26 protein-coding genes are annotated in these 22216 nt (G+C 65.5%); 17 read left to right on the top strand and 9 right to left on the bottom strand.

Translation table 11 applies throughout. The annotated features are described in order from the left end of the window. The first annotated feature begins 8 nt into the window (after positions 1 to 8). The 10 genes from rpsE to CFB24_RS11510 all read left to right on the top strand — a co-directional run bounded on the left by rpsE (position 9) and on the right by CFB24_RS11510 (position 7562). Positions 9 to 581 carry a 30S ribosomal protein S5 gene (gene rpsE, locus CFB24_RS11555; RefSeq protein ID WP_088520747.1) on the top strand — a complete coding sequence of 191 codons (573 nt, stop codon included), beginning with the start codon at positions 9 to 11 and terminating at the stop codon, positions 579 to 581. Between the two features lie 11 nt (positions 582 to 592). Beyond that, positions 593 to 775 (top strand): 50S ribosomal protein L30, encoded by a 183-nt coding sequence (gene rpmD, locus CFB24_RS11550; protein ID WP_088520746.1) that lies wholly within the window; start codon positions 593 to 595, stop codon positions 773 to 775. Positions 776 to 789: 14 nt separating this feature from the next. Next, positions 790 to 1260, top strand: coding sequence for a 50S ribosomal protein L15 (gene rplO / locus CFB24_RS11545; RefSeq protein WP_088520800.1), 471 nt, complete (start codon positions 790 to 792; stop codon positions 1258 to 1260). Between the two features lie 134 nt (positions 1261 to 1394). After that, positions 1395 to 2729 carry a preprotein translocase subunit SecY gene (secY, locus tag CFB24_RS11540; protein ID WP_088520745.1) on the top strand — a complete coding sequence of 445 codons (1335 nt, stop codon included), beginning with the start codon at positions 1395 to 1397 and terminating at the stop codon, positions 2727 to 2729. Further along, the gene (locus CFB24_RS11535) at positions 2726 to 3307 is read left to right on the top strand and encodes an adenylate kinase (protein WP_088520744.1); all 582 of its coding nucleotides are present in this window, start codon (positions 2726 to 2728) and stop codon (positions 3305 to 3307) included. Before secY ends, CFB24_RS11535 begins: the two co-directional genes overlap by 4 nt. Before the next feature lie 160 nt (positions 3308 to 3467). Further along, complete coding sequence (rpsM, locus tag CFB24_RS11530) at positions 3468 to 3836, top strand: 30S ribosomal protein S13 (protein WP_088520743.1); 369 nt, start codon at positions 3468 to 3470, stop codon at positions 3834 to 3836. 107 nt (positions 3837 to 3943) lie between these two features. Next, entirely contained in the window at positions 3944 to 4336 is a 393-nt protein-coding gene (rpsK, locus tag CFB24_RS11525) for a 30S ribosomal protein S11 (protein ID WP_088520742.1), read from the top strand. A 91-nt stretch (positions 4337 to 4427) separates the two neighbouring features. Continuing rightward, positions 4428 to 5471 (top strand): DNA-directed RNA polymerase subunit alpha, encoded by a 1044-nt coding sequence (locus tag CFB24_RS11520; RefSeq protein ID WP_425332132.1) that lies wholly within the window; start codon positions 4428 to 4430, stop codon positions 5469 to 5471. 122 nt (positions 5472 to 5593) lie between these two features. After that, a complete protein-coding gene (gene rplQ / locus CFB24_RS11515) occupies positions 5594 to 6004 on the top strand; it encodes a 50S ribosomal protein L17 (RefSeq protein ID WP_088520741.1) in 411 nt (136 codons plus the stop codon). A gap of 130 nt (positions 6005 to 6134) precedes the next feature. Further along, positions 6135 to 7562, top strand: a complete 1428-nt coding sequence (locus CFB24_RS11510) for a DegQ family serine endoprotease (protein WP_176440433.1) — start codon at positions 6135 to 6137, stop codon at positions 7560 to 7562. 153 nt (positions 7563 to 7715) lie between these two features. Here CFB24_RS11510 and CFB24_RS11505 read toward each other — a convergent pair whose 3' ends face one another. Both CFB24_RS11505 and CFB24_RS11500 read right to left on the bottom strand, forming a co-directional pair. Next, positions 7716 to 7928, bottom strand: a complete 213-nt coding sequence (locus tag CFB24_RS11505; protein ID WP_088520740.1) for a hypothetical protein — start codon at positions 7926 to 7928, stop codon at positions 7716 to 7718. Positions 7929 to 8064: 136 nt separating this feature from the next. After that, positions 8065 to 9516, bottom strand: coding sequence for an MFS transporter (locus tag CFB24_RS11500; RefSeq protein ID WP_244593219.1), 1452 nt, complete (start codon positions 9514 to 9516; stop codon positions 8065 to 8067). Between the two features lie 107 nt (positions 9517 to 9623). Here CFB24_RS11500 and CFB24_RS11495 point away from each other — a divergent pair, with 107 nt between their 5' ends. Further along, on the top strand, positions 9624 to 9770 hold the full coding sequence (locus CFB24_RS11495; protein ID WP_088520738.1) for a DUF3096 domain-containing protein: 147 nt from the start codon (positions 9624 to 9626) through the stop codon (positions 9768 to 9770). On the opposite strand, the gene CFB24_RS11490 is transcribed toward CFB24_RS11495, so the two are convergent. Further along, positions 9767 to 10471 carry a glutathione S-transferase N-terminal domain-containing protein gene (locus CFB24_RS11490; protein ID WP_088520737.1) on the bottom strand — a complete coding sequence of 235 codons (705 nt, stop codon included), beginning with the start codon at positions 10469 to 10471 and terminating at the stop codon, positions 9767 to 9769. The genes CFB24_RS11495 and CFB24_RS11490 overlap by 4 nt on opposite strands. A gap of 113 nt (positions 10472 to 10584) precedes the next feature. Here CFB24_RS11490 and CFB24_RS11485 point away from each other — a divergent pair, with 113 nt between their 5' ends. Further along, positions 10585 to 11709 (top strand): anhydro-N-acetylmuramic acid kinase, encoded by a 1125-nt coding sequence (locus CFB24_RS11485; RefSeq protein ID WP_088520736.1) that lies wholly within the window; start codon positions 10585 to 10587, stop codon positions 11707 to 11709. Here CFB24_RS11485 and CFB24_RS11480 read toward each other — a convergent pair. The 3 genes from CFB24_RS11480 to CFB24_RS11470 all read right to left on the bottom strand — a co-directional run bounded on the left by CFB24_RS11480 (position 11690) and on the right by CFB24_RS11470 (position 13884). Further along, entirely contained in the window at positions 11690 to 11986 is a 297-nt protein-coding gene (locus CFB24_RS11480) for a hypothetical protein (protein ID WP_088520735.1), read from the bottom strand. The genes CFB24_RS11485 and CFB24_RS11480 overlap by 20 nt on opposite strands. A 72-nt stretch (positions 11987 to 12058) precedes the next feature. After that, positions 12059 to 12994, bottom strand: coding sequence for a S1/P1 nuclease (locus CFB24_RS11475; RefSeq protein ID WP_244593218.1), 936 nt, complete (start codon positions 12992 to 12994; stop codon positions 12059 to 12061). Continuing rightward, positions 12991 to 13884, bottom strand: coding sequence for a PfkB family carbohydrate kinase (locus CFB24_RS11470; protein ID WP_088520734.1), 894 nt, complete (start codon positions 13882 to 13884; stop codon positions 12991 to 12993). Before CFB24_RS11470 ends, CFB24_RS11475 begins: the two co-directional genes overlap by 4 nt. A 177-nt stretch (positions 13885 to 14061) precedes the next feature. Here CFB24_RS11470 and CFB24_RS11465 point away from each other — a divergent pair, with 177 nt between their 5' ends. From CFB24_RS11465 to CFB24_RS11450, 4 genes are all read left to right on the top strand, one after another. Next, positions 14062 to 14697, top strand: coding sequence for a nitroreductase family protein (locus tag CFB24_RS11465; protein WP_088520733.1), 636 nt, complete (start codon positions 14062 to 14064; stop codon positions 14695 to 14697). A 9-nt stretch (positions 14698 to 14706) separates the two neighbouring features. Further along, positions 14707 to 15336 carry a 7-carboxy-7-deazaguanine synthase gene (gene queE, locus CFB24_RS11460; RefSeq protein WP_088520732.1) on the top strand — a complete coding sequence of 210 codons (630 nt, stop codon included), beginning with the start codon at positions 14707 to 14709 and terminating at the stop codon, positions 15334 to 15336. Between the two features lie 220 nt (positions 15337 to 15556). Next, a complete protein-coding gene (locus CFB24_RS11455; protein WP_141098434.1) occupies positions 15557 to 17110 on the top strand; it encodes a L,D-transpeptidase family protein in 1554 nt (517 codons plus the stop codon). 132 nt (positions 17111 to 17242) lie between these two features. Then, a complete protein-coding gene (locus CFB24_RS11450; RefSeq protein WP_088520730.1) occupies positions 17243 to 17533 on the top strand; it encodes a hypothetical protein in 291 nt (96 codons plus the stop codon). A gap of 60 nt (positions 17534 to 17593) precedes the next feature. Here CFB24_RS11450 and CFB24_RS11445 read toward each other — a convergent pair whose 3' ends face one another. The 3 genes from CFB24_RS11445 to dapA form a co-directional block, all read right to left on the bottom strand. After that, the gene (locus CFB24_RS11445) at positions 17594 to 18460 is read right to left on the bottom strand and encodes an alpha/beta fold hydrolase (protein ID WP_088520729.1); all 867 of its coding nucleotides are present in this window, start codon (positions 18458 to 18460) and stop codon (positions 17594 to 17596) included. A 64-nt stretch (positions 18461 to 18524) separates the two neighbouring features. Continuing rightward, positions 18525 to 19001, bottom strand: coding sequence for an SsrA-binding protein SmpB (smpB, locus tag CFB24_RS11440; RefSeq protein WP_088520728.1), 477 nt, complete (start codon positions 18999 to 19001; stop codon positions 18525 to 18527). Between the two features lie 3 nt (positions 19002 to 19004). Then, positions 19005 to 19901, bottom strand: coding sequence for a 4-hydroxy-tetrahydrodipicolinate synthase (dapA, locus tag CFB24_RS11435; protein WP_088520796.1), 897 nt, complete (start codon positions 19899 to 19901; stop codon positions 19005 to 19007). Between the two features lie 162 nt (positions 19902 to 20063). On the opposite strand from dapA, the gene CFB24_RS11430 reads away from it, so the two are divergent. Beyond that, positions 20064 to 22166: a lytic transglycosylase domain-containing protein gene (locus tag CFB24_RS11430; RefSeq protein ID WP_088520727.1), complete on the top strand. Its 2103-nt coding sequence runs from the start codon at positions 20064 to 20066 to the stop codon at positions 22164 to 22166. Positions 22167 to 22216: the final 50 nt, after the last annotated feature.

The raw sequence follows: 22216 nt of genomic DNA, 5'->3' as shown, positions 1-22216 counted from the left end.
AAAAACAAATGGCTCGTGAAGAACAAGGCGGTCGCGGTCGCGATCGCAAGGATGAAGAGCGCGACAGCGAATTTGTGGATCGCCTGGTCCACATCAATCGCGTCGCCAAGGTTGTGAAGGGCGGCCGCCGCTTCGGTTTCGCCGCGCTCGTCGTCGTCGGCGACCAGAAGGGTCGCGTGGGCTTTGGTCACGGCAAGGCGCGCGAAGTGCCGGAAGCCATCCGCAAGGCCACCGAATCCGCCAAGCGCGCGCTGATCCGCGTGCCGCTGCGCGAGGGCCGCACCCTGCATCATGACGTCAACGGCCGCCACGGCGCCGGTCGCGTCGTTTTGCGCGCGGCGCCCGCCGGTACGGGAATCATTGCGGGCGGCCCGATGCGCGCCGTGTTCGAATCGCTCGGCGTCCATGACGTCGTGGCGAAGTCGCAGGGCTCGTCCAACCCGTACAACATGATTCGCGCCACGTTCGACGCGCTCAAGGCGGAAGATTCGCCTCGTTCGGTCGCCGCCCGTCGCGGTCTGAAAGTGTCCGTGCTGCAGTCGCGTCGCCCCGGCGGCGAAGACGGCACGGCTGAAGGCTGAGGAGAAGGATCATGACGGACAAGACTGTCACGGTCGTTCAGACCAAGAGCCCGATCGGCCGTCCCGCCGACCAGCGCGCGACTCTCGTCGGCCTGAAGCTTAACAAGATCGGCCGCAAGGCGGTGTTGAAAGACACCCCTTCGATTCGGGGCCAGATCGCCAAAGTCGCGCACCTCGTGCGCGTCGAAGATTGAGGAGAGCAGCCATGGTGAAGCTCAACGGCATCTCCGACAATCCCGGTTCGACCAAGAACCGCATGCGCGTCGGTCGCGGCATCGGCTCCGGCAAGGGCAAGACCGCGGGTCGCGGCGTCAAGGGTCAGAAGGCCCGCACCGGCGTCGCCATCAAGGGTTTTGAAGGCGGCCAGATGCCTCTGCATCGTCGTCTGCCCAAGCGCGGCTTCTGGAATCCCTTCTCGACGGATTACAACGAGGTCAACCTCGGCCGCATTCAGCAGGCTGTGGAAGCGGGCAAGCTCGACGCCTCGGCGCCGGTTACGCTCGAAGCCCTCTTGGCCGCCGGCGTGATCTCCAAGGCGGGCGATGGCGTGAAGATCCTCGGCAATGGCGAAATCACGGCCAAGCTGACGTTCGAAGTCGCCGCCGCCTCCAAGTCGGCGATCGCGGCGATCGAAAAGGCTGGCGGTTCGGTGCGGCTGCTCGCCGCGGCCGAAGCGTGATTTTTCTGCGGCAAAGGCGCGATTGCGCGTGATTTTGCCGGCCTGAACGATTAATTACGGGGCGGGACTCAATAGGGTCCGGCCCCGTTTTCGCAAACTGATGCGCTGACATCGCGCATTTGGAGCAGATTTCAATGGCTTCGGCAGCTGAACAGCTTGCGGCTAACATCAACTTCTCCGCTTTCGGCAAGGCCGAAGAGCTCAAGAAGCGGATCTGGTTCACCCTCGGCGCCCTGATCGTTTATCGCCTCGGAACCTATATTCCGCTGCCGGGCATCGACCCCGCTGTGTTCGAGGCGAGTTTCCACGGCAAGCAGCAGGGCGTGCTCGAGCTGTTCAACATGTTCGCGGGCGGCGCCGTGCAGCGCATGGCCATTTTCGCGCTGAACATCATGCCGTACATTTCGGCTTCGATCATCGTCCAGTTGATGAGTTCGGTCATCCCGACGCTCGCCGCCCTCAAGAAGGAGGGCGAGCAGGGCCGCAAGGTGATGAACCAGTACACGCGCTACCTGACGGTGGCGCTGGCTGTGTTCCAGGCCTACGGCATCGCCATGGGGCTTGAGAGCCAGAACGGCGTGGTCACCGAACCGGGCTGGTTCTTCCGCGCCTCGACCGTGATCACCCTGACGGGCGGCGTGCTGTTTTTGATGTGGCTCGGCGAGCAGATCACTTCGCGCGGCATCGGCAACGGCTCCTCGCTGATCATTTTCGCCGGCATCGTCGCCGCATTCCCCTCGGCTATCGCCAACACGCTGGAATTGTCGCGCCAGGGGGCGATCTCGCCGCTGGTGCTGGTCGGCGTCGGCGCGATGTCCTTGGGCGTGATCGCCTTCATCGTCTATATGGAGCGCGCCCAGCGGCGGCTGCTGATCACTTATCCCAAGCGTCAGCAGGGCAACCGGGTCTATGAGGGCCAGACGTCGTTCCTGCCGCTCAAGCTCAACACGGCCGGCGTGATTCCGCCGATCTTCGCCTCGTCGCTGCTGCTGCTGCCGATCACGATTTCCAATCTTGCGGAGAGCAGCGGGGCCGGGGGCATCTGGGGCCTGCTGGCCACTTATCTCGGTCACGGCCGGCCGCTTTACATCGCCTTCTACATCGGCATGATCGTGTTCTTCGCCTTCTTCTATACCGCCATCGTGTTCGATCCCACGGAGACGGCGGACAATCTCAAGAAGCATGGCGGCTTCATTCCCGGCATTCGTCCGGGCGAGCGCACGGCGCAATATATCGATCACGTGCTGACCCGCGTGACCGTGCTGGGCGCCGCTTATCTGGCGATCATCTGCCTGTTGCCGGAAATGCTTATTTCGCAATTCGCCTTGCCGTTCTATTTCGGCGGCACGTCCCTGTTGATCGTGGTCAGCGTGACCATGGACACGGTTGCGCAGATCCATGGCCATCTCCAAGCGCAGCAATATGAGGGGCTGGTGAAGAAGGCCAAGCTCAGGGGGAGAAAGAAATGAGGCTGATTCTGCTCGGACCGCCGGGGGCCGGCAAAGGCACCCAGTCGGCGCGGCTGGAACAGAAGTACGGCATTCCGCAGCTTTCCACCGGCGACATGCTGCGCGCGGCGGTCAAGGCGGGAACGCCGATCGGCCTTCAGGCGAAGGCGGTGATGGAATCCGGCGGTCTTGTCTCCGACGAGATCGTGATCGGCATCATCGCCGACCGCATCGACGCGCCGGATTGCGCCAAGGGCTTCATTCTCGACGGCTTCCCGCGCACTGTCGCGCAGGCCGAGGCGTTGACCAAGCTGCTCAAGGCCAAGGGCAAGGATTTGTCGGCGGTGATCGAGCTTCTGGTCGACGACGGCGTGCTGTTGTCGCGCATTGAGAACCGCGCCCGCGAGACGCTTGCCGCCGGCGGGACTGTGCGCGCCGACGACAATCCGGACGCGTTCAAGAAGCGGCTGGCGCAGTATCACCAGCAGACCGCGCCGGTGTCCGATTATTACAAGGGCATTGGCGAGTTGCGCACCGTCGACGGCATGGCGCCGATTGACGAGGTGACCAAGCAGTTGGACGCGTTGCTGGCGCACTGATTTCGCGCGCCGGTTGACGGCGCGTCGGAATCGGTCTAAGCGAAACCTTCCTCAACAACGCTCCTGCTGCACGGCGGGAGCGTTGTTTTTCTACCCGCAGGGGCCGGCCTCCACCGGACGCGGGGTTCCGGGCGCAAGCCCTTCACATGGAGCAGTGAAAATGGCTCGTATAGCTGGCGTCAATATCCCGACCAACAAGCGTGTGATCATCGCGTTGCAGTACATCCACGGCATCGGCCCGAAGAAGGCCGAGGAAATCTGCGAAAAGGTCAGCATCTCCGCCGATCGTCGCGTCAACCAGCTTTCGGACGCCGAAGTGCTGCAGATTCGCGAAACCATCGACCGCGATTACATGGTGGAAGGCGACCTGCGCCGCGAAGTCGCGATGAACATCAAGCGCCTGATGGATCTCGGCTGCTATCGCGGCCTGCGCCATCGCCGCCAGTTGCCGGTCCGCGGTCAGCGCACCCACACCAACGCCCGCACCCGCAAGGGCAAGGCGAAGCCGATCGCCGGCAAGAAGAAGTAATTTTTTCGGGGCTTCGCCGCCTCGAGATTGGCGGGCTTCCCTAATCGGGAAGCCCGCAAAAACCCGAGCGCCTGGCATTACGGGCGCGCCAGAAGGACTGAATAACAATGGCCAAGGACAACAACACCCGCGTTCGCCGCAGGGAACGCAAGAACATCGCGTCCGGCGTCGCGCATGTGCATTCGTCGTTCAACAACACGATGATCACCATCGCCGACGCGCAGGGCAACACCATTTCCTGGTCGTCGTCGGGCACGATGGGCTTCAAGGGCTCGCGCAAGTCGACTCCCTACGCCGCGCAGATGGCCGCCGAAGACGCCGCCCGCAAGGCCTCGGAACACGGCATGCGCACGGTTGAGGTCGAAGTCTCCGGTCCCGGCTCTGGCCGTGAGTCGGCGCTGCGCGCGCTGCAGGCCGCCGGCTTCACCGTCACCTCGATCCGCGACGTGACCCCGATCCCGCACAACGGCTGCCGCCCTCGCAAGCGTCGCCGCGTCTGATTATATCTATTTGACAGGTCCCGCGCCCTCCCGACGGGGTGGGCGTGGGTTTTTCCGTATCCGGACCAAAGGCCATGGTTGACGAACCGATATGCCGCGGTCCGAGGAAGAGGCGAAAATGATCCAGAAGAATTGGCAAGAGCTGATCAAGCCGAACAAACTGAATGTCACGCCCGGCGAAGATCCCAAGCGTCTGGCGACCGTGGTCGCCGAGCCGCTCGAGCGCGGCTTCGGCCTGACGCTCGGCAACGCCCTGCGCCGCATCCTGCTGTCGTCGCTGCAAGGCGCCGCCATCACCTCCGTCCACATCGACGGCGTGCTTCATGAGTTTTCCTCCATTCCCGGCGTGCGCGAGGATGTGACCGACATCATCCTCAACATCAAGGACGTCGCCATCAAGATGCAGGGCGAAGGCCCGAAGCGCATGACCCTGAAGAAGCAGGGTCCGGGCGTGGTCTATGCCGGCGATATCGGCGTGACCGGCGACATCGCCGTGCTCAACCCGCAGCTGGCGCTGTGCACCCTCGACGAGGGCGCGGAAATCCGCATGGAATTCACCGTCAATACCGGCAAGGGTTATGTCCCGGCTGACCGCAACCGCGCGGAAGACGCCCCGATCGGCCTGATCCCGGTCGATTCGATCTATTCGCCGGTGAAGAAGGTGTCGTACAAGGTCGAGCCGACCCGCGAGGGCCAGGTGCTCGACTATGACAAGCTCACCTTGCAGATCGAGACCAACGGTTCGTTGACCCCCGATGACGCGCTGGCTTTCGCCGCGCGCATCCTGCAGGATCAGCTCAACGTCTTCGTCAATTTCGAAGAGCCGAAGCGGGAAGAAGCGTCCCCGGCCATTCCGGAACTCGCCTTCAACCCGGCGCTGCTCAAGAAAGTCGACGAACTGGAACTGTCGGTCCGTTCGGCCAACTGCCTCAAGAATGACAACATCGTTTATATCGGCGACCTCATCCAGAAGACCGAAGCCGAAATGCTGCGCACGCCGAACTTCGGCCGCAAGTCCTTGAACGAAATCAAGGAAGTGCTGGCGCAGATGGGGCTGCATCTCGGCATGGAAGTGTCGGGCTGGCCGCCGGAGAACATCGACGAACTCGCCAAGCGGTTCGAAGAACATTATTGAGGCTTCAACCTCTTCTCCCTCTCCCCGCGCGCGGGGAGAGGGAATCACCGCCCGGCCAATCGGGCAAAGCACGGAAGGGCCGTTCCTTGGCACGGCGGCCCTAATCAACATGGAGAGCCAACATGTATCATGGTCGTTCCAAGCGGCGTTTCAACCGCACCGCCGAGCATCGCAAGGCGATGTTCTCGAATCTCTGCCAGGCGCTGATCAAGCATGAGCAGATCAGCACCACGCTGCCCAAGGCCAAGGACCTGCGTCCCGTGGCCGAGAAGCTGGTGACGCTCGCCAAGCGCGGCGACCTGCACGCCCGCCGTCAGGCCATCGCGCAGATCAAGGACGTCGAGCTGGTCGCCAAGCTGTTCAGCGTGCTTGGCCCGCGCTACAAGGACCGCAACGGCGGTTATACGCGCGTGCTCAAGGCCGGCTTCCGCTACGGCGACAACGCCGCCATGGCCGTGATTGAGTTCGTCGACCGCGACGTGACCGCCAAGGGCAAGGATTCGGGGCAGATCGTCGTCGAAGCCGCGGAATAATTAGCGTTAAACGCGAAGGCGAGGGGCGGCCGGCTTGGCCGCCCTTTTTGTTTGCGGAAACGCGCTTCGGCTTGGCCCTTTTTGCGCCGGCTTTCGATTTCTATATTTGCGACAGCCTGAGGGGATTCGCATGATCCGAAAGTTGTCCGCCGCCCTTGTCCTCGTCGCTTTTATCGTCGCCGCCTCGGTCCTGGCCGTGTCGCGGCTGGCGCCGCCGGCGGAGGCGCAACTGTTCAAGCAGGCGCCCGGCTCGCGCGCCGAAGTCGCGCTGAGTTTCGCTCCCGTGGTGAAAAAGGCCGCGCCGGCCGTGGTCAATGTCTATGCGCAGCGGGTCGAGCGGCAGCCGCGCAATCCCATTTTCGACGATCCGATCTTCCAGCGCTTCTTCGGCCAGCAGCCGGGCGCTCAGACCGCGCAATCGCTCGGCTCCGGCGTGATTGTCGATCCCACCGGCCTTGTCGTCACCAACCACCACGTTATCGAGGGCATGACCAGCGTCAAGGTGGCCTTGGCCGACCGGCGGGAATTTCCCGCCGAGATCGTGCTGCGCGATCCGCGCTCCGACCTCGCCATCCTGCGCATCAAATCCGACGAAAAGGCGTTTCCTGTGCTGGAGATGGGCGACAGCGACGCGCTGGAGGTCGGCGACCTCACGCTCGCCATTGGCGATCCTTTCGGCGTGGGGCAGACGGTGACTCAGGGCATTGTGTCGGCGCTGGCGCGCACCCAGATCGGCATCAACGACTATGGTTTCTTCATCCAGACCGACGCCGCCATCAATCCCGGCAATTCCGGCGGCGCGCTGATCGACATGAACGGCCGGCTGATCGGCGTCAATTCGGCGATTTTCTCGCAGAGCGGCGGCTCGGTCGGCATCGGCTTCGCCATTCCCGTCAATATGGTGAAAAATGTCGTGGCGGCGGCCAAGAATGGCGGCAAGGAGGTGCGCCGTCCCTGGCTTGGCGCCAGCCTGCAAAATCTCACCCGGGAGCTGGCGGAAAGCGTCGGGCTGGATCGCCCGGCTGGCGCGCTGGTGACGGAGGTCGATCCGCGCGGCCCCGCCGCCGAGGGCGGGCTGAAACAGGGCGACGTGATCGTCGCTGTGGACGGCCAGGAGGCGGCGGACGCGGGCGGCGTTGGCTACCGGCTCGGCGCCAAGGCGATTGGCGGCACGGCTTCGCTGTCGGTGCGCCGTGAGGGCAAGAGCGTGGTGGTGCCGCTGGCGCTGATCGCTGCGCCGGAAAAGCCGGCGCGCGACCAGATCAGGATCAAGGGTGAATCGCCGTTCGCGGGCGCGACGGTGGTGAACATTTCGCCGGCCACCATTGAGGAGTTTTCCATTCCCAACGCCAAGGAAGGCGTGGCGGTGGTCGATGTCGCCGACAATACGCCGGCGGCCGTGGTCGGCTTCAAGAAGGGCGACATCATCATGAGCGTGAATGGCACCAAGATCGCCGCCACGCGCGATCTCGACCGCGCGGCGGCGCAGCAGCCCTATGTGTGGCGGCTGACCGTCAACAGGGGCGGGCAGGTGATCACCAGCGTGATCGGAGGCTAGATTACGGACCCCGACAGACCCCGGCCGGTTCAGGAAACGGCCGGGCCGGAATAGAAACGCCAGCGGCGACGCGTTTCAAGTACAACGCGGCATCCTCTGGCGCACCGTCATTCGGCTGTTCGCTTCACCCTTACAGGGAAAGAGGAGAGCGCGTCATTCCGCGCTGTCCAGGAAGCGCCGATGGGTTCGCAACAGGTTGCGGCGTCCCACGAAGATCAGGAACGCCAGCACGGCCGCGATCGGAACCAGCGCCAGCAGAGGCAGTTTGAACACCGCGATCGACAGATAAATCGCCAGTTCGATGGCGGCCAGGCAGCTGAAGAAAATGGCCAGCAAAACGGCAAGGCGCAGGACAGGCTCACTCATGGCGGCTTCTCGCGTCTGAGATCGAAGGGATGTCGTTATCAATGATATACATCAAAACCGAAGCCGAGGCGACTGTTGTTTTTGGTCGCAGCGAACAGTTCCCTTCGGACTGTTTGCAATTGCGCCAGATCGTCGGTCAGGGCTCGCGCGACAGCGGCGGCGCGACCTCCTCAAGCGACTTGCCTTCCGCGTCCACGGCGAACAGCCAGGCGACAACTGCGGCGACGAGCATCAGGGCGGCGGCGAACAGATAGCCGATGAACAGGCTGGTCCGAGAACTCTCCTCCACCAGACGTCCGAACAGATAGGGCGCGGCGACGCCGCCGATGGCGGTGGCCGCCGCATAGAACAGGGCGATGGCCAAAGCGCGGATTTCCAGCGGAAAAGTTTCGGCGACCGTCAGATAGGCGGCGCTGGCGGCGGGCGAGGCGAAGAAGAACACCGTCATCCAGCCGATGGTCTGGGTGGTCGCCGTCAGCAACCCGCCCTCGAACAGGCTGGCCCAGATCAGCAGCAGCGCGCCCGACGCGCCATAGGTGAGCGCCAGCATCTTGCGGCGTCCCCAAAGGTCGAACAGCCGCCCGAGCAGCAGCGGACCGAGAAAATTGGTGAGGGCGAACGGCAGAATATGCCAGCCGATCTGATCGGAGGGCACCGCATAATAATTGGCGAGCACCAAGGCGTAGGTGAAGAAAATGGCGTTGTAGAAAAACGCCTGCGCCGCCATCAGCGTCAGCCCCACCAATGTGCGGCGCGGATAAACCCGAAACAGCGTGTCGAGCGCGCGCCGCACCGCGCCGTCGTGCATCGGGCGCAGCGCCAGTGTCGCCTTGGGGTCGGGCGCGGTGAGGGTGAAGCCGGCCTTCCGGAAGCCGTCCTCGATCTCCGTCACCACGGCGTCCGCCTCCCCGGCGCGGCCATGCAGCGCCAGCCAGCGCGGACTTTCCGGCAGCCACATCCGCATGAACACCACGATCACGCCCAAGGCGGCGCCGGTCAGAAAGGCGAGGCGCCAGCCGAGTTCCGGGTCGATCAGCGCCGGGTTGAGCAGCAGCGCCGCGACCAGCGCGCCCAGCGCCGCCCCGAGCCAGAAGCCGCCGTTCACGACGAGATCGGTGAAGCCGCGATAGCGCGCCGGCACCAGTTCCTGAATGGTCGAGTTGATCGCGGCATATTCACCGCCGATTCCCGCGCCGGTCAGAAAGCGGAACACGAAGAAACTCAGCCCGTCCCAGGAAAGCCCGGCGCAGGCGGTGGCGGTGAGATAGAGGGCAAGGGTGATGAAGAACAGCTTGCGCCGCCCCATCCGGTCGGTGAGCCAGCCGAAAAACAGCGCGCCCAGCACCGCGCCGGAGAGATAGGCGCTGCCGGCTATGCCGATGTCGGCGTCGCCGAAATGCAGCGCCGGGCTGGCCCGCAGCGCGCCGGCCACCGACCCCGCCAGCGTCACCTCCAGCCCGTCGAGAACCCAGGTGATCCCCAGCGCGGCGATCACCAGTCGATGAAAGGGGCTCCAGGGCAGGCGGTCCAACCGCGCCGGCACATCGGTGACAATGCGGCCCTGGCTGGTCGGTGCGGTTGCGGTCAAGGCTGTTCCCGGAAATCCAGACTGTTGCAGGAACGCGCCAGACGCCGTTAGGTTTTACCCATCGGCGCCCGATTTTTCGGCGAGCGAATTTTGACTGGAGTTGTCACATGACCCTTTCGACCGCGCATCTGCAACCGGGGCTGGCCCTGCTCGCCGGCGTGCTGATCCTGATCGCGCCGCGCCTGCTCAATTATATCGTGGCGCTCTACCTGATCGTCACCGGGGTCGCCGGGCTCGGCCTGCTCCGGTTCTAGCGCGGAACATGCCCCGCGGTCTGGCCGAACAGCACCTTCTTGTCGTCGTCGCTCATCGTGGCGTTCTCGGGCCGGTATTTCAGCCCGAGCGCATAGGCGCGCTGCACGGCCGGGCGGGCGCGGATGGCGTCGAACCAGCGCTTGAGATGCGGGAATTCGTCGAGCGTCTGGCCCTGGTTCTTCCACGGAACGATCCAGGGATAGCACGCCATGTCGGCGATGGAATAATCGCCGGCGACATAGGCGCCGGTCTTTTCCAACTGGCGGTCGAGCACGCCGTAGAGCCGGTTGGTCTCCTTCACGTAACGCTCGATGGCGTAAGGGATTTTCTCCGGCGCATATTGCGAGAAATGGTGGTTCTGGCCGGCCATTGGCCCCAGCCCGCCCATCTGCCAGTAAAGCCATTGCAGCGCCGCGAATTTGTGGCGCCGTTCGGCCGGAAGAAATTCGCCGGTCTTCTCGGCCAGATATTCCAGAATGGCGCCCGATTCGAACAGGTTTAGCGGACCCTGGTGATCGAGCGGGTCATGGTCGATGATGGCGGGCATGCGGTTGTTGGGCGCGATTTTCAGAAAATCCGGCTTGAATTGGTCGCCGGCGCCGATGTTGACGGGCCGAATTTCGTAATCGAGGCCTGCTTCCTCCAGAAAAATCGTGATCTTGTGTCCGTTGGGCGTCGGCCAGTAGAAAAGTTCGATCATGGGCTTCCCTCGCCAAGCGATTCTGGAAACAATAACACGCAAAATTGAAGAGCGTTTCGTACAGCCAAGTTAAGCGCCGGCCCGAGTTGGGGAAAGGCCTGCGGGGGAACACCATGCCGAAAATCTTTCGGGCGCTGGGCGCCATGTCTGGCACTTCGATGGACGGCGTCGATCTGGCTTTGCTGGAGACGGACGGCCGGGCGGCGCTGACCTTCGGCCCCACGGCGAGTTTTGCTTTCTCGGAGGCCGACCGCGCCGTTTTGCGCGCCGCCGTCGCGGCGGCCGTTGGCCTGACGCGCCGCGACGAACGGCCGGGGCCGCTGGCGGAGGCCGAGGCGCTGATCACGCAGCGGCATCTGGAGGCGGTGCGAAAATTTCTCGCGGATCAACAGCTGTCGGCCGACGCCATCGACCTGATCGGCTTTCACGGCCAGACCGTGCTGCACCGCCCCGAACAGGGCCTGACGGTGCAGCTCGGCGACGGCGCCGCGCTGGCGCGGCAAAGCGGCATCGACGTGGTTTACGACATGCGCGCCGCCGATCTCGCACGGGGCGGGCAGGGGGCGCCGCTGGTTCCCGCCTTTCACGCGGCGCTGGCGGAAAGCTCCGGCTTCGGCGCGCCCATGCTGTTCGTCAACATCGGCGGGGTGGCCAATGTCACGTTCTGCGCGCCCGGCGAATCGCCGCTGGCCTGCGATGTCGGCCCGGGCAACGCGCTGATCGACGATCTCATGTTTGCGCGCACGGGCAGGGCGATGGACGAAGACGGCGCGGCGGCCCTGGCCGGGCGCGTGGACGCGGCGGCGCTCAAAGCCTTGCTCGCGCATCCCTATTTCGCGGCGCCGCCGCCCAAGTCGCTCGACCGCAACGCGTTCGACGCCGCCCCGGTCGCGGCTCTGTCGATCGAGGACGCTGCGGCCACGCTCTGCGCCTTCACCGCCGAGGGAATCCTGTCGGCGCTGGCCTTCGCCCCGCGCCCGCCGGAAACGCTCGTGTTGTGCGGCGGCGGCGCGCGCAATCCGGCGCTGGTCGAGGCGCTGCGTCGCCGTGCGCCGCGCCCGGTGCGGCGCGCCGAGGATTTCGGCTGGGATTCGCAGGCGATCGAGGCCCAGGCCTTCGCCTATCTGGCGGTGCGCTCGGTCGAGGGCCTGCCGCTGACCTTTCCGGGCTCCACCGGCGTGCGCGCGCCGACGACCGGCGGCAGACTGGCGCGAGCGTTCACCGCTCCAGCGGCTTGATCTTGGTCCGGCAGGCTTTTTCCTTGCCCTCGGCGTCGAGCAGGCGGGCGTCGTCGAGCGTGTCGGCGTCGCTTTGCTGCTTCGCCTTGGCGATGCTTTCCATCGTCGGCTGATGATGCAGCTTGGCGTCGGTGCTTTCGGGCAGCGAGACGCCCGACGTCGTGGCCGGCTCCCGGTGAATCCGTTTTTCCAGACGCGAAATTTTTTGCGCGCAGGTCTCCGCCTGAACGGCGCCGGCGCAGAGCGTCAGCAGGGCGGCGCAAACGAATCGCTTCATGATCCGCTTCCTTTCAATAAAGTGTCGGTCGCAATCCATAGATGGCGGCGTGCAAGGGTCGATCAAGCCGCGTCATTTCGCAAGCGCCGCGTTGAGCATATGGGCCAAACGGGCGGCCGCCAGCGCCGCCTGGTCGCGCGCCACGGCCTTGGCGTTGGCCTGATAGGCCGCGTCGATGTCGAACGGCCCCTCGCCATCGCCAATCGCCGCCGTATAAACGGCTTCACGCGCCAGTCCGGCGCTCTCCTCGAACCAGACCTGCGGATCGGTTTCCGCCGCGCGGGCCGGATCGGGCGCGGGCAGCCGCGCGGCGGCGGCGATGGCGTCGCGCGGCGCGTTGGAATCGCCGAGCAAACTGTCCCAGAAGGCGTGCAGTTTCAGGCCGCAGACGAAGGCGCGGCAGATGCGCTCCTGGTTGCCGCCATTGTCGCCGGCGGGTAGCCGGCGCGAAAAGCGGGAGGTCGCATGCAGCGGCTGATGCGCGTCGCCGACCAGATGCTCCAGCCAGACCAGATCGTAGGATTTGACCGAATCGGGCGCGTTGGAGCGCAGCGTCGCCGCGAAGGCGCGAATTTGCGTCAGGGCGTTGGGCGATTCGGCGGGCCGCGTCGGCGAACCGTCGCCGGAGAACGGCAGGTCCATATAATGCCAATAGGCGTGCATCCGCCTGTCGGCATAGCCGATATTGTCGACGGCGTGGGCGCCGTCGCCGCCGAGGGAGCCGCGCGCGAAATCCTCGCGGCGCTTGATGTCGTCGGCCCAGGTGGCCGCGTGGACGAAGGCGATGCGGTCGCGCTCCGAATCGGCCGCGCCCGCGGTCCAGGCGGCGTAATCCGGGTTGAGTCGGAGCAGGCGCCCGGCGGCTTCGCGCGCGTCGGGCGTGAGCTGACTATAGGCCGCCGCCGCGATGGTCTCGTGGCCCTCATCGAACCACGCCAGCGCCGGGCTGGCGCATGCGATCAACCCGCAGGCGGCCAGCACGCGTCTGGCCGCGCGCGAAAAGTTCACCGCGCGCCCCCGAACTCCCGTCGCGCCGTGAGAATGTCCTCCTCGCTCGGCAGGCCCGCCTCGTTGCCGAGATGCTGCACCTTGTGGGCCGAGGCGGCGCGGGCGAAGTCGAAATGCACCGCCCAGGGCGAGGAGGGCGAACGCAGGTAGGAGGCGAGATAGGCGCCGTGGAACACGTCGCCCGCGCCGGAGGTGTCGATGACTTTCTCGTCGGGCACGCGCAGCGCGGCGAGATGCTGGACGTGGCCGTCCTCCTCGCTCCAGATCATGCCGTGCTCGCCTTCCGTCACGGCGGCGACCTTCACGCCGCGCTCGTGCAGATATTGCAGCGTTTCCTTGGCCGAGAGCTTGATTTCCTTGCAGAACGCCTCGGCGACCACGGCGACGTCGGTATAGTGCAGCACCTCTTCGGTATTGGCGCGCACGCCGCCGCCGTCGAGCGAGACGAGCACGCCGGCCTCGCGCGCCGCCTTGGCGTAGTAGAGCGCCGCGTCATGCTGGTGGCCGTCGAGATGCACGGCGGTGTAGCAGGACACGTCGAGCTTCATGAACGGCCGCAGATAGGCGTTGTCGCGGGCGCGCAGAATCGCGCGCTTGCCCGCCTTGGGCAGCACGAAGGACAGCGAGCAGCGCGCGACCTTGCGCGGATAGACCGACACATTGTAGCGCTGCGCCATCATCATGAACATCTGGCCGAGCCAGTCGTCGGAAATGGTGGTGAGCAGGTCGCTGGGGATGCCGAGCTTGGCGCAGGCGAAGGCGGCGGTGACGGCGTTGCCCCCGAACGAAACGGCGAAATCCTTCGCCACTTCCTTGTCGTCGCCCGAAGGCATGACATCGGTGAGCATGGTCATGTCGATATAGGAATGGCCGACGAAAAGCGCGTTCAAGGGCGAGACTCCGCGTTACCGATTGTTGTCGATTGGACCGCATGCGGCCGGTGCGACCGAAACATAAACGAAACTGCGTCCATTTGGCGCCCCAAAACGCGGTTTTGATGTTTTCCGCTTGATCCCCGGGGAAAAGCCGATAATTGGCGGCGAAACGCCCCTTACGGACTCTCCGCAATGACCGAAATCGACACGTCCCTTGTTCATCTTGTCTCGCTTGCGGGCGACCGCCTCGTGGAGACGCCGGTGTCCGCGCTGTTCCTGCATCGCTGGTCGGCGCGGGCCATGACTGGCGAGCCGATTCCCGAAAACGTGCTGTTCGCCCTGCTGGAGGCGGCGCGCTACGCCCCTTCGGCCTATAATTCCCAGCCCTGGCGCTTCGTTTACGCCCGCAAGGGCGAAGCCGGCTTCGACGCGCTGGTCGCCGCCCTGTCGGAAAACAACCGGCCCTGGGCGCGCGAGGCCTCCGCGCTGATCGTGGCGGCCAGCAAGGCGGAATTCACCCCGCCGGGCCATGAGTCGCCGGTGTCGCTGGGGTCGGCCTCGTTCGACACGGGCGCCGCCTGGGCCAGCCTGGCCTTTCAGGCGGCGCTGCTCGGCTGGAGCACCCGCGCGATGGCGGGCTTCGACCGCGACAAGGCGCGCGCCGCCGTAAAGGCACCGGACAGCCTCAAGTTGGAGGTGATCGTGGCGGTGGGGCGGCGCGGCGACGCGGCGCGGCTGCCGCCGGAAAAACAGGCGCTTGAAAAGCCCAATGCGCGACGCGATCTGTCCCGCACGGCTTTCGCCGGCGCGTTTCCGGCGGAGGTTTAAGTCCGGCCCATGGCCTATAGCGTCAAGGAACTCTTTCTCACCCTGCAGGGCGAGGGCGGCCACGCCGGCCGCGCCGCCGTGTTCTGCCGATTCGCGGGCTGCAATCTGTGGAGCGGCCGCGAGGCCGATCGGGAGATGTCGGTCTGCCGCTTCTGCGACACCGATTTCGTCGGAACCGATGGCGAAAATGGCGGCAAATACGAGGCCGAAGCTCTCGCCGACCTGATCGCCGGGATCTGGGTCGGCGGCGACGCGGACCGCTTCGTGGTGTTCACCGGCGGCGAACCGCTGCTGCAACTGGACGAACCGCTGCTGGAGGCGGTGCGGGCGCGCGGCTTTTTCACCGCGGTCGAAAGCAACGGCACGGTTCCCGCGCCGGAGGGCGTCGACTGGCTGTGCGTCAGCCCCAAGGCGGGCGCGCCGTTGCGGGTGCGGGCCGGGCAGGAGCTGAAGCTGGTGTTTCCGCAAAAATGGGCCGAGCCGGAGCAATTCGAATCGCTGGAGTTCGAGCATTTTTTCCTGCAGCCGATGGACGGACCCGAGCGCGACGAGAATACCCGCCTCGCCGTCGAATATTGTCTGCTGCATCCGCGCTGGCGACTCAGCCTGCAGACGCACAAGCTGATCGGCATCCCCTGAAAGTGTTGCGAAAATATCACGCGCGTCAAAAAAATGCACGCCTGCCGCAGGGCTCGATTCGCGCTAAAACGCCCGGCGCAAGGCTGAAATGCTTTATTTCCTGTTAACGTCATTGTGATCGCATGCAACGCGGCGGCTTTCGCTCTATGGATTTTTCGTCTATTGCGTAAGCCGCCCAAGAAAGGCTTTGGCCGTGATGCATAGGAAATGGACCCGCTTCTTGACGCTTGCGTCGGCTTCTGCGGCGACGCTTTGCCTCGGAGCCTGGCTCTCTTACGAGGCGGCCATCCGCCGCGATGACCCTTCCGAGTCCCGCCTTTCGCAGAATGTTCAGGCCCCCGCCGAACCCGCCCAAGCCGTCGCTGCGACTGAAACGCCCGCGAGTGATTTGCGCGGCGCGACCCCATCGAACGCCGCTGTCCCCACCGGCGCGACGCTCGCCGAGGAGCCGTCCGTTTCCAAGCCCGTCGCTGAGGCGCCCGCGTCCGAGCCGGCGCGTGACGACGCCGCGATCAGCGTGAGCGTCGCTTCCGAAGATGCGCGCTCGCTGTTCGCAGAGGCCGACCCCGCCGCTGGTTCCCTTGAATTGCGCGGCGCTCCGGTCGCCGAGGTTCCGCCGCTGCTGCCGGCGCCCGGCGCGCAGGCCGCCGCCGAAACGCCGGCCAAGCCGGCCCCGCTCGACGATCTCGGCCCGATTCCCGAAGTGATTCCGCTGCCGAAATTCGCGGAGCGTCCGGTTCCGGTCGACGGCGTGCCGACGCCGCCGCGCCGTCCCGCCGGTCTCGCCGCGCTGCCCGCTGCGGCGCAGGTGGCCTCGCTGGTTCCGGTCGCCCTGCCGATGGGCGCTGGTCCGCAATCGACTCCCGGTCTTCAGCCGGCGCCGCAAGCCGCGGTTCTGCCGCAAGCGCCGCAGCCGCCTGTCGCGGCCAAGCCCGCCGCCAAGGCGGCCGCAGCCCAACCGGCGGCGTCGCAGCCGGCCGCAGCGCAGCCCGCGCCGCAGTCGGAAGGCGGTTTCCCCAATATCGCCAATGCGCTGGCGGCGGTGTCGGCCTCGGTCGGCGACTCCAACGGCGCGATGGCTCCGCAGCCGGAAGCGGCTCCGGTTTTCCCTGAGCCGACCGGCGGCTTCAAGAAGGGCGCGCAGGTTTATGTCCGTATTTTCAAGCGCGAGGGCGCGCTGGAATTGTGGATGAAGAACGGCGACCGCTTCGCGCTCTACAAGAGCTATCCGATCTGCAAATGGTCGGGAAAGCTCGGCCCGAAACTGGCTTATGCCGATTACCAGTCGCCTGAAGGCTTCTATTCGGTGTCGGCCAAGCAGCTCAACCCGCATTCGGCCTATCACCTGGCCTTCGACGTCGGCTATCCCAACGCCTACGACCGCCGTCACGGCTATACCGGCAACAAGATCATGGTGCACGGCGATTGCAAGTCGGTCGGCTGTTTCGCTATGACCAACGCCGGAATCGACGAGATCTACGGCTTCGTGGCCTCGGCGCTGGCCAGCGGCCAGAAAGAAGTGCCGGTGCATATCTTCCCCTTCCGCATGACGGAAGAAGCGATCGCCCGCGAGAATGGCAATAGCGGCGGTTCGATCCTCGCCTTCCTCGACAGCGGCGCGCCGCATGCGGACTGGTCGGGCTTCTGGCATAATTTGAAGGAAGGTTACGACCTGTTCGAGCGCTCGCATGTGCCGCCCACGGCCTATGCCTGCGGCGACCGCTACGAATTCTCGGCGGCGGGTGGTTCCTGCTCGCGGATCGCCGGGCGCTGAGGCGCCCGGCGCAAAGGTGTTTTTCCGCAAAATAGTTCACAGATAAACGAACGGCTCTGGCGATCATCGTGAGTCGGCCTTATGATGGATGAGTCGCGCGGTCTTGCGCGGTCATCTCGGAAAGGACGGCTCATGGCCATAGTTGGAAGCTGGAAATTGACGCTTGAAACGCCGTTTGGCGTTCAGACGCCAACCCTGCGCATTGAGGCGGACGGCAGCGGCGGGCTGGGCTCCTCGGCCGGAGAGGTTCCGCTCACCGACTTGCAAGTGGCCGGCGATTCCGCCGAGTTCCGCGCCAAAGTGCCGACGCCCATGGGCAGTTTCAACATCGGCTTCGATGTGACCGCCGACGGCGACGCGCTCTCGGGCCAGTTCAAGACCCCGCTCGGCTCCACGCCTCTTTCTGGCGTTCGTCAGGCCTAGTTTTCTGTTTTAACGCGTTTTCTTCACGCGAACCGGTTTCCGCTTCGCTTGAAAATGCTTTTAACTGCCGATCTTGCGGATGAACACGGCGATGCGATCAAGCGTCGGCGTGTCGATGAGCAGTGGCGCGTGGCCCTGACCGGGAACCACGTGCAACTGGCAAAGCGGGTTGCGCCGCGCCATTTCCGCGTGGCCCTCGGGCGAGAGCAAATCGGAGTTTTCGCCGCGCAGCGCCAGGATCGGCGCGCGCACCGCCACATAATCCTCCCAGAGATCGGGCATGGGCGCGGTCGGATCGAATGAATCCATGATCCGCGCCAATTGCGGATCATAGGACAGGCGCATCCGCTCCGGCGTGTGATTGAGCGAATTGCTGGCGTAAAAGCGCCAGTCCTCGTCGCTGACAGCGGGAAAATGCTCCCCCATCAGCCCCTTGAAATGGACGACGGCCTCGTCGGCGGTGCGGATCAGCGGCAGTCGCCCGATATAGTCCTTGATTCGAACGAGGCCCTGTGGCTCGATTTGCGGACCGATATCGTTGAGCACTAGGCCGACGACGCTCTCGGGCCGGTGTTTGCACACCATCAAGGCATGCAGTCCGCCGCGCGACAGGCCGACAAAGATCGCCTTGCGCACGTTGAGGGCGTCGAGCACGCGCAACACGTCGCCGTGCTCGACGGGAAGGCTGTAATGGGTCCAGTCGGGATCCCAGTCCGAGCCGCCGCGGCCGCGATAATCGATCAGGATGACGCGCCGGCCCTCGGCGCGATGCAGGTGCAGCGCCAGAATCATGAAATCGCGCGCCGGCCGGGTCAGGCCCGGCAGGCAAACCACCGCCGCGAGGTCGTTGGGCTGGCCGAGCGTGAGGGTGTGAAGCAGCAAGCCGTCGGAGGAGAGCAAAAACTGGCTTTGCAATTCGCCGTCCACGCGCCGCTCCCGCGAGCCGTTCCAATCAAATGCATGATGGAAATTATGTTCTCGCGACTATGCGCTAATCGCGCTGCTTCATCAATCGGCTCTTTTCGCGATTCCAGTCGCGTTGTTTTTCGGTTTCGCGCTTGTCGTGGAGCTGCTTGCCCTTGGCCAGCGCGATTTCCAGCTTGGCGCGGCCTTTTTCGTTGAAGAACAGTTTGAGCGGCACGATGGTCATGCCCTCACGCGCGACGCCCTGCGACAATTTGGCGATCTCGCGTTGCTTCAGCAGCAGCTTGCGATGCCGCTTCGGCTCGTGATTGAAGCGGTTGCCCGAATGATATTCGGGGATATTGGCGTTGATCAGCCAGATCTCGCCGGCGTTGTCCACGCTGGCGTAGGATTCGGCGATAGTCGACCGCCCGGTGCGAAGGCTCTTGACCTCCGTACCAGTGAGCACAAGACCGGCTTCATACGTCTCGCCGATCTCATAATGGTAGCGCGCCTTGCGATTGTCGGCGACCACCTTGAAATTGCTGTTGGGTTTTTCAGCCAAGTATCAACCGTCCAGTAGCCCGGCGAAATTCATCGCCGCCTTGATGGCCTCGCGGGTCTTTTCGGTGGAGGGCACCAGCGGCAACCGGACCTCCTCGCGCGCCTTGCCGAGAAAGCTCAGGCCGGTCTTGGCGCCGGTCACGCCCGCCTCCAGGAACGTGGCGCCATGCAGCGGCACCAGCTTGTCCTGGATCGTCAAAGCCTTGGCGAAATCGCCCGCCGCCGCGGCATTCATCATTTGCGCGCACAGGGCCGGCGCGATGTTGGAGACCACGGAAATGCAGCCGTGGCCGCCGGCGGCGAGGCTGGCCAAAGCCGTCATGTCCTCCGCCGAGAACTGGATGAAATCCGGGCCGAGTGCGGCGCGCTGGGTGGAGACGCGGGCGAGGTTGCCGGTCGCGTCCTTGACCCCGACAATGTTGCGCAACTCGTCGCGGCACCGCTTCATCGTGTCGATCGACATGTCGATCACGCAGCGCGGCGGGATGTTGTAGATCACGATGGGCAGGCCGATGGCCGCGTCGATCGCCTTGAAATGCTGGAACAGCCCTTCCTGGTTGGGCTTGTTGTAATAGGGCGTCACCACCAGAACCGCGTCGGCGCCGGCCTGCTCGGCGTGGCGGGCGAGGTCCACCGCCTCAGCCGTATTGTTGGAGCCGGCGCCGGCGATCACCGGCACGCGGCCGGCCGCCTGCGCCACGGCGATCTCCACCACCTGCTTGTGTTCTTCGTGCGACAGGGTCGGGCTCTCGCCGGTGGTGCCGACTGGCACCAGCCCGTGAATTCCGCTCTCGATCTGCCAGTCGATCAGCGCGCGAAAGGCGGCTTTGTCCACGGCGCCGTCCTTGAAGGGCGTCACCAGCGCCGTCATCCATCCTCGCAGTCTGCTCGCCTCGGCCATGATCGCATCCATCTAGAGAAAAGCGCGCCTCAACCGCGCCGTTTTTCAACCTTAAGCCCCCGTCATAGACCTTGCGAGGCCCCGCGAAAAGGGGATTTGCGCTGTTAGAGCTTTGTTAACCTCGCGCGCTCAGGCTTGCGCGCAGGAGGGCTGAAAGCAAGAATGCGAAAAGCGCGGGTGTTGAAACTGACGGCTTTGTCCGTGACGGCCTTGTCGGTCGGCGTCGCCGTGCCGGCCTTGCTGTCGACCGTTTGGCGCGGTCCGCCGCCGACCCTTGCGCTGCGCGCGCCGCCCTCCGCGGCTCCGGGGTCCAACGGTCAGAGCGCGGACGGGACCGCCGCGCTCCAACCCGGCGCGCTGGAAAATGTTCCGTCCGCGCAGGCGATGGCGGCTTCTCATGATCTTTCCGGCGTGGCGGAAGCGCTGCGCCACTATCACGATGGCGACGGCAAGGGCGGCGACGCCGCGCTGGCGACCCGCGATCCGCTGGTTCGCGCTGCTGCGGAATGGGTGTTCCTGCGCGCCAAGCCCGCCGAAGCCGGTCTGGCGCGTCATCGCGATTTTCTCGCGGCGCATCCCGATTGGCCGTCCGCCGCCCTGCGTCGCCACGCCGAGGAACTGGCCGGCGCCGAGGAGTTGCATCCCGAACGCGCGCGCGCCTATCTCGCGGCCTGGCCGCCGACCGGGCCGGCCGGCCTGCTGGCGCAGGCGCTGCTGGACGGGGACGATTCGGCGAGTTTGGAGCAAGCCCGCGCGCTTTGGCGCACGGCGGACCTGACTCCCGCGCTGGAAAAACGCCTCCTCAAACATTTCGGTTCGCGGCTGACCCGCGACGATCACCTTTATCGCGCGGGACGGCTGTGGCTGCGCGAACAGAAGCCCGCCGCCGCCCGCGCCGCCGTTCTGGCCGGCAAGGACGGCGACCTGCTGCTGCGCGCCGCCACGGCGGTCGCCGACGGAACGCCCTTGCCCAAGGCGACCGCGAAACTATCCGCCGTCGACCGCGACGCCGCCATTTTGCAGTTCGCGCGCATCCACGCGCTGCGCAAGGCCGGCAAGATCGACGAAGCGGTGAAGATGATGCTCGCGGTAGCGCCCGCCGCCGAGGCGCAAAGCGCCGACGAGTGGTGGGTCGAACGCCGGTTGCTGGCGCGCAAGCTGCTCGACGCCGGCGACGCCTCCCGCGCCTACAAGATCGCCGCCGGCCATGCCGCCGCCAGCGAGGAAGCGCGGCTGGAGGCGGAGTTTCACGCCGGCTGGATCGCCCTGCGCTTCCTGAACGATCCCGCGCTGGCCGCGCCGCATTTCGAGACGATGGCGCGAATCGCCCACACGCCCGCGAGCGTGGCGCGCGCCGCCTATTGGCGCGGCCGGGCCGAGGAGGCGCGCGGCGGCGACGCTCGGGGCCTGTATGCGCAGGCGGCGCGCGACAGCGAGACGTATTACGGCCAGTTGGCGCGCGCGCGGTTCGGCGACGAGCCGCTGGCGCTGGCGCCCCCGCCCGCGCCAGCCACGGGCGATGCGCGGGCCGAACCGGTGCGCGCCGCAGAATTGCTGTTCGCCCTTGGCGAGAAGGACACGGCGCGGCAATTGGCGCTCGACGCCAGCGCCAGCCTGCCGGCCGAGCAAATGGCCGCCCTGGCGACAATTCTCGCCGCCCAGGACGACCCGCATCTGGAGCTGCTCGCCGGCAAATCGGCTTTGAGCCATGGCGTCAAGCTGCCCACGCTGGCGTGGCCGATCGACGGCGCGCCGGATTTCCGGCCGCTGGCCGAGACTTCGGCGCCGCGCGCGATTGTGCTGGCGATCGCGCGGCAGGAGAGCGCCTTCAAGCCGACCGCGCGCTCCGGCGTCGGCGCCATGGGCCTGATGCAGATGATGGAGCCGACGGCGCGCGGCGTCGCCAAACGCGCGGGCGTCGCCTATGACGAGGCGCGGCTGCGCGGCGACGCCGCCTTCAACGCGCAGCTCGGCGCGTATCACCTGGGCGAACTGCTGAACGAATACAAGGGTTCGCACATCCTGGCCTTCGCCGCCTACAATGCCGGCGGCGGCAATGTCGCGCAATGGATCGGCGCCTATGGCGACCCGCGCGACCGCGCCGTCGATCCGGTGGACTGGATCGAGCGGATTCCCTTTACCGAGACGCGCAACTACGTTCAGCGCGTGGTCGAAAACCTGCAGATGTACCGGGCCTTGCTCGGCGATCGCGCGGAAAGCCAGTTGAGCGTCGATCTGCGGCAGAAGGTGGCCTCGAGCCAGTAATTCAAACGCCGCCGCGTTTGTGGGTGGTCCCTAGGCGTCTCAAATTCCGA

The sequence above is a fragment of the Rhodoblastus acidophilus genome, from assembly GCF_900187365.1.
Classification (GTDB): domain Bacteria; phylum Pseudomonadota; class Alphaproteobacteria; order Rhizobiales; family Beijerinckiaceae; genus Rhodoblastus; species Rhodoblastus acidophilus.
Note: the sequence above shows the minus strand (reverse complement) of the source record. Positions and strands in the feature narration are given on the sequence as shown.

What these genes read in the sequence shown, in the direction of transcription:
- CFB24_RS11465 (WP_088520733.1), top strand. Translation starts at nt 14,062, where the DNA reads ATGACCGAAATCGACACGTCCCTTGTTCATCTTGTCTCGCTTGCGGGC.
- CFB24_RS11535 (WP_088520744.1), top strand. Translation starts at nt 2,726, where the DNA reads ATGAGGCTGATTCTGCTCGGACCGCCGGGGGCCGGCAAAGGCACCCAG.
- rpsK (WP_088520742.1), top strand. Translation starts at nt 3,944, where the DNA reads ATGGCCAAGGACAACAACACCCGCGTTCGCCGCAGGGAACGCAAGAAC.
- queE (WP_088520732.1), top strand. Translation starts at nt 14,707, where the DNA reads ATGGCCTATAGCGTCAAGGAACTCTTTCTCACCCTGCAGGGCGAGGGC.
- rplQ (WP_088520741.1), top strand. Translation starts at nt 5,594, where the DNA reads ATGTATCATGGTCGTTCCAAGCGGCGTTTCAACCGCACCGCCGAGCAT.
- secY (WP_088520745.1), top strand. Translation starts at nt 1,395, where the DNA reads ATGGCTTCGGCAGCTGAACAGCTTGCGGCTAACATCAACTTCTCCGCT.
- CFB24_RS11485 (WP_088520736.1), top strand. Translation starts at nt 10,585, where the DNA reads ATGCCGAAAATCTTTCGGGCGCTGGGCGCCATGTCTGGCACTTCGATG.
- CFB24_RS11480 (WP_088520735.1), bottom strand. Translation starts at nt 11,986, where the DNA reads ATGAAGCGATTCGTTTGCGCCGCCCTGCTGACGCTCTGCGCCGGCGCC.
- CFB24_RS11495 (WP_088520738.1), top strand. Translation starts at nt 9,624, where the DNA reads ATGACCCTTTCGACCGCGCATCTGCAACCGGGGCTGGCCCTGCTCGCC.
- rpsM (WP_088520743.1), top strand. Translation starts at nt 3,468, where the DNA reads ATGGCTCGTATAGCTGGCGTCAATATCCCGACCAACAAGCGTGTGATC.
- CFB24_RS11430 (WP_088520727.1), top strand. Translation starts at nt 20,064, where the DNA reads ATGCGAAAAGCGCGGGTGTTGAAACTGACGGCTTTGTCCGTGACGGCC.
- dapA (WP_088520796.1), bottom strand. Translation starts at nt 19,901, where the DNA reads ATGGCCGAGGCGAGCAGACTGCGAGGATGGATGACGGCGCTGGTGACG.
- CFB24_RS11510 (WP_176440433.1), top strand. Translation starts at nt 6,135, where the DNA reads ATGATCCGAAAGTTGTCCGCCGCCCTTGTCCTCGTCGCTTTTATCGTC.
- CFB24_RS11450 (WP_088520730.1), top strand. Translation starts at nt 17,243, where the DNA reads ATGGCCATAGTTGGAAGCTGGAAATTGACGCTTGAAACGCCGTTTGGC.
- CFB24_RS11505 (WP_088520740.1), bottom strand. Translation starts at nt 7,928, where the DNA reads ATGAGTGAGCCTGTCCTGCGCCTTGCCGTTTTGCTGGCCATTTTCTTC.
- CFB24_RS11520 (WP_425332132.1), top strand. Translation starts at nt 4,428, where the DNA reads ATGCCGCGGTCCGAGGAAGAGGCGAAAATGATCCAGAAGAATTGGCAA.
- rpsE (WP_088520747.1), top strand. Translation starts at nt 9, where the DNA reads ATGGCTCGTGAAGAACAAGGCGGTCGCGGTCGCGATCGCAAGGATGAA.
- rpmD (WP_088520746.1), top strand. Translation starts at nt 593, where the DNA reads ATGACGGACAAGACTGTCACGGTCGTTCAGACCAAGAGCCCGATCGGC.
- CFB24_RS11490 (WP_088520737.1), bottom strand. Translation starts at nt 10,471, where the DNA reads ATGATCGAACTTTTCTACTGGCCGACGCCCAACGGACACAAGATCACG.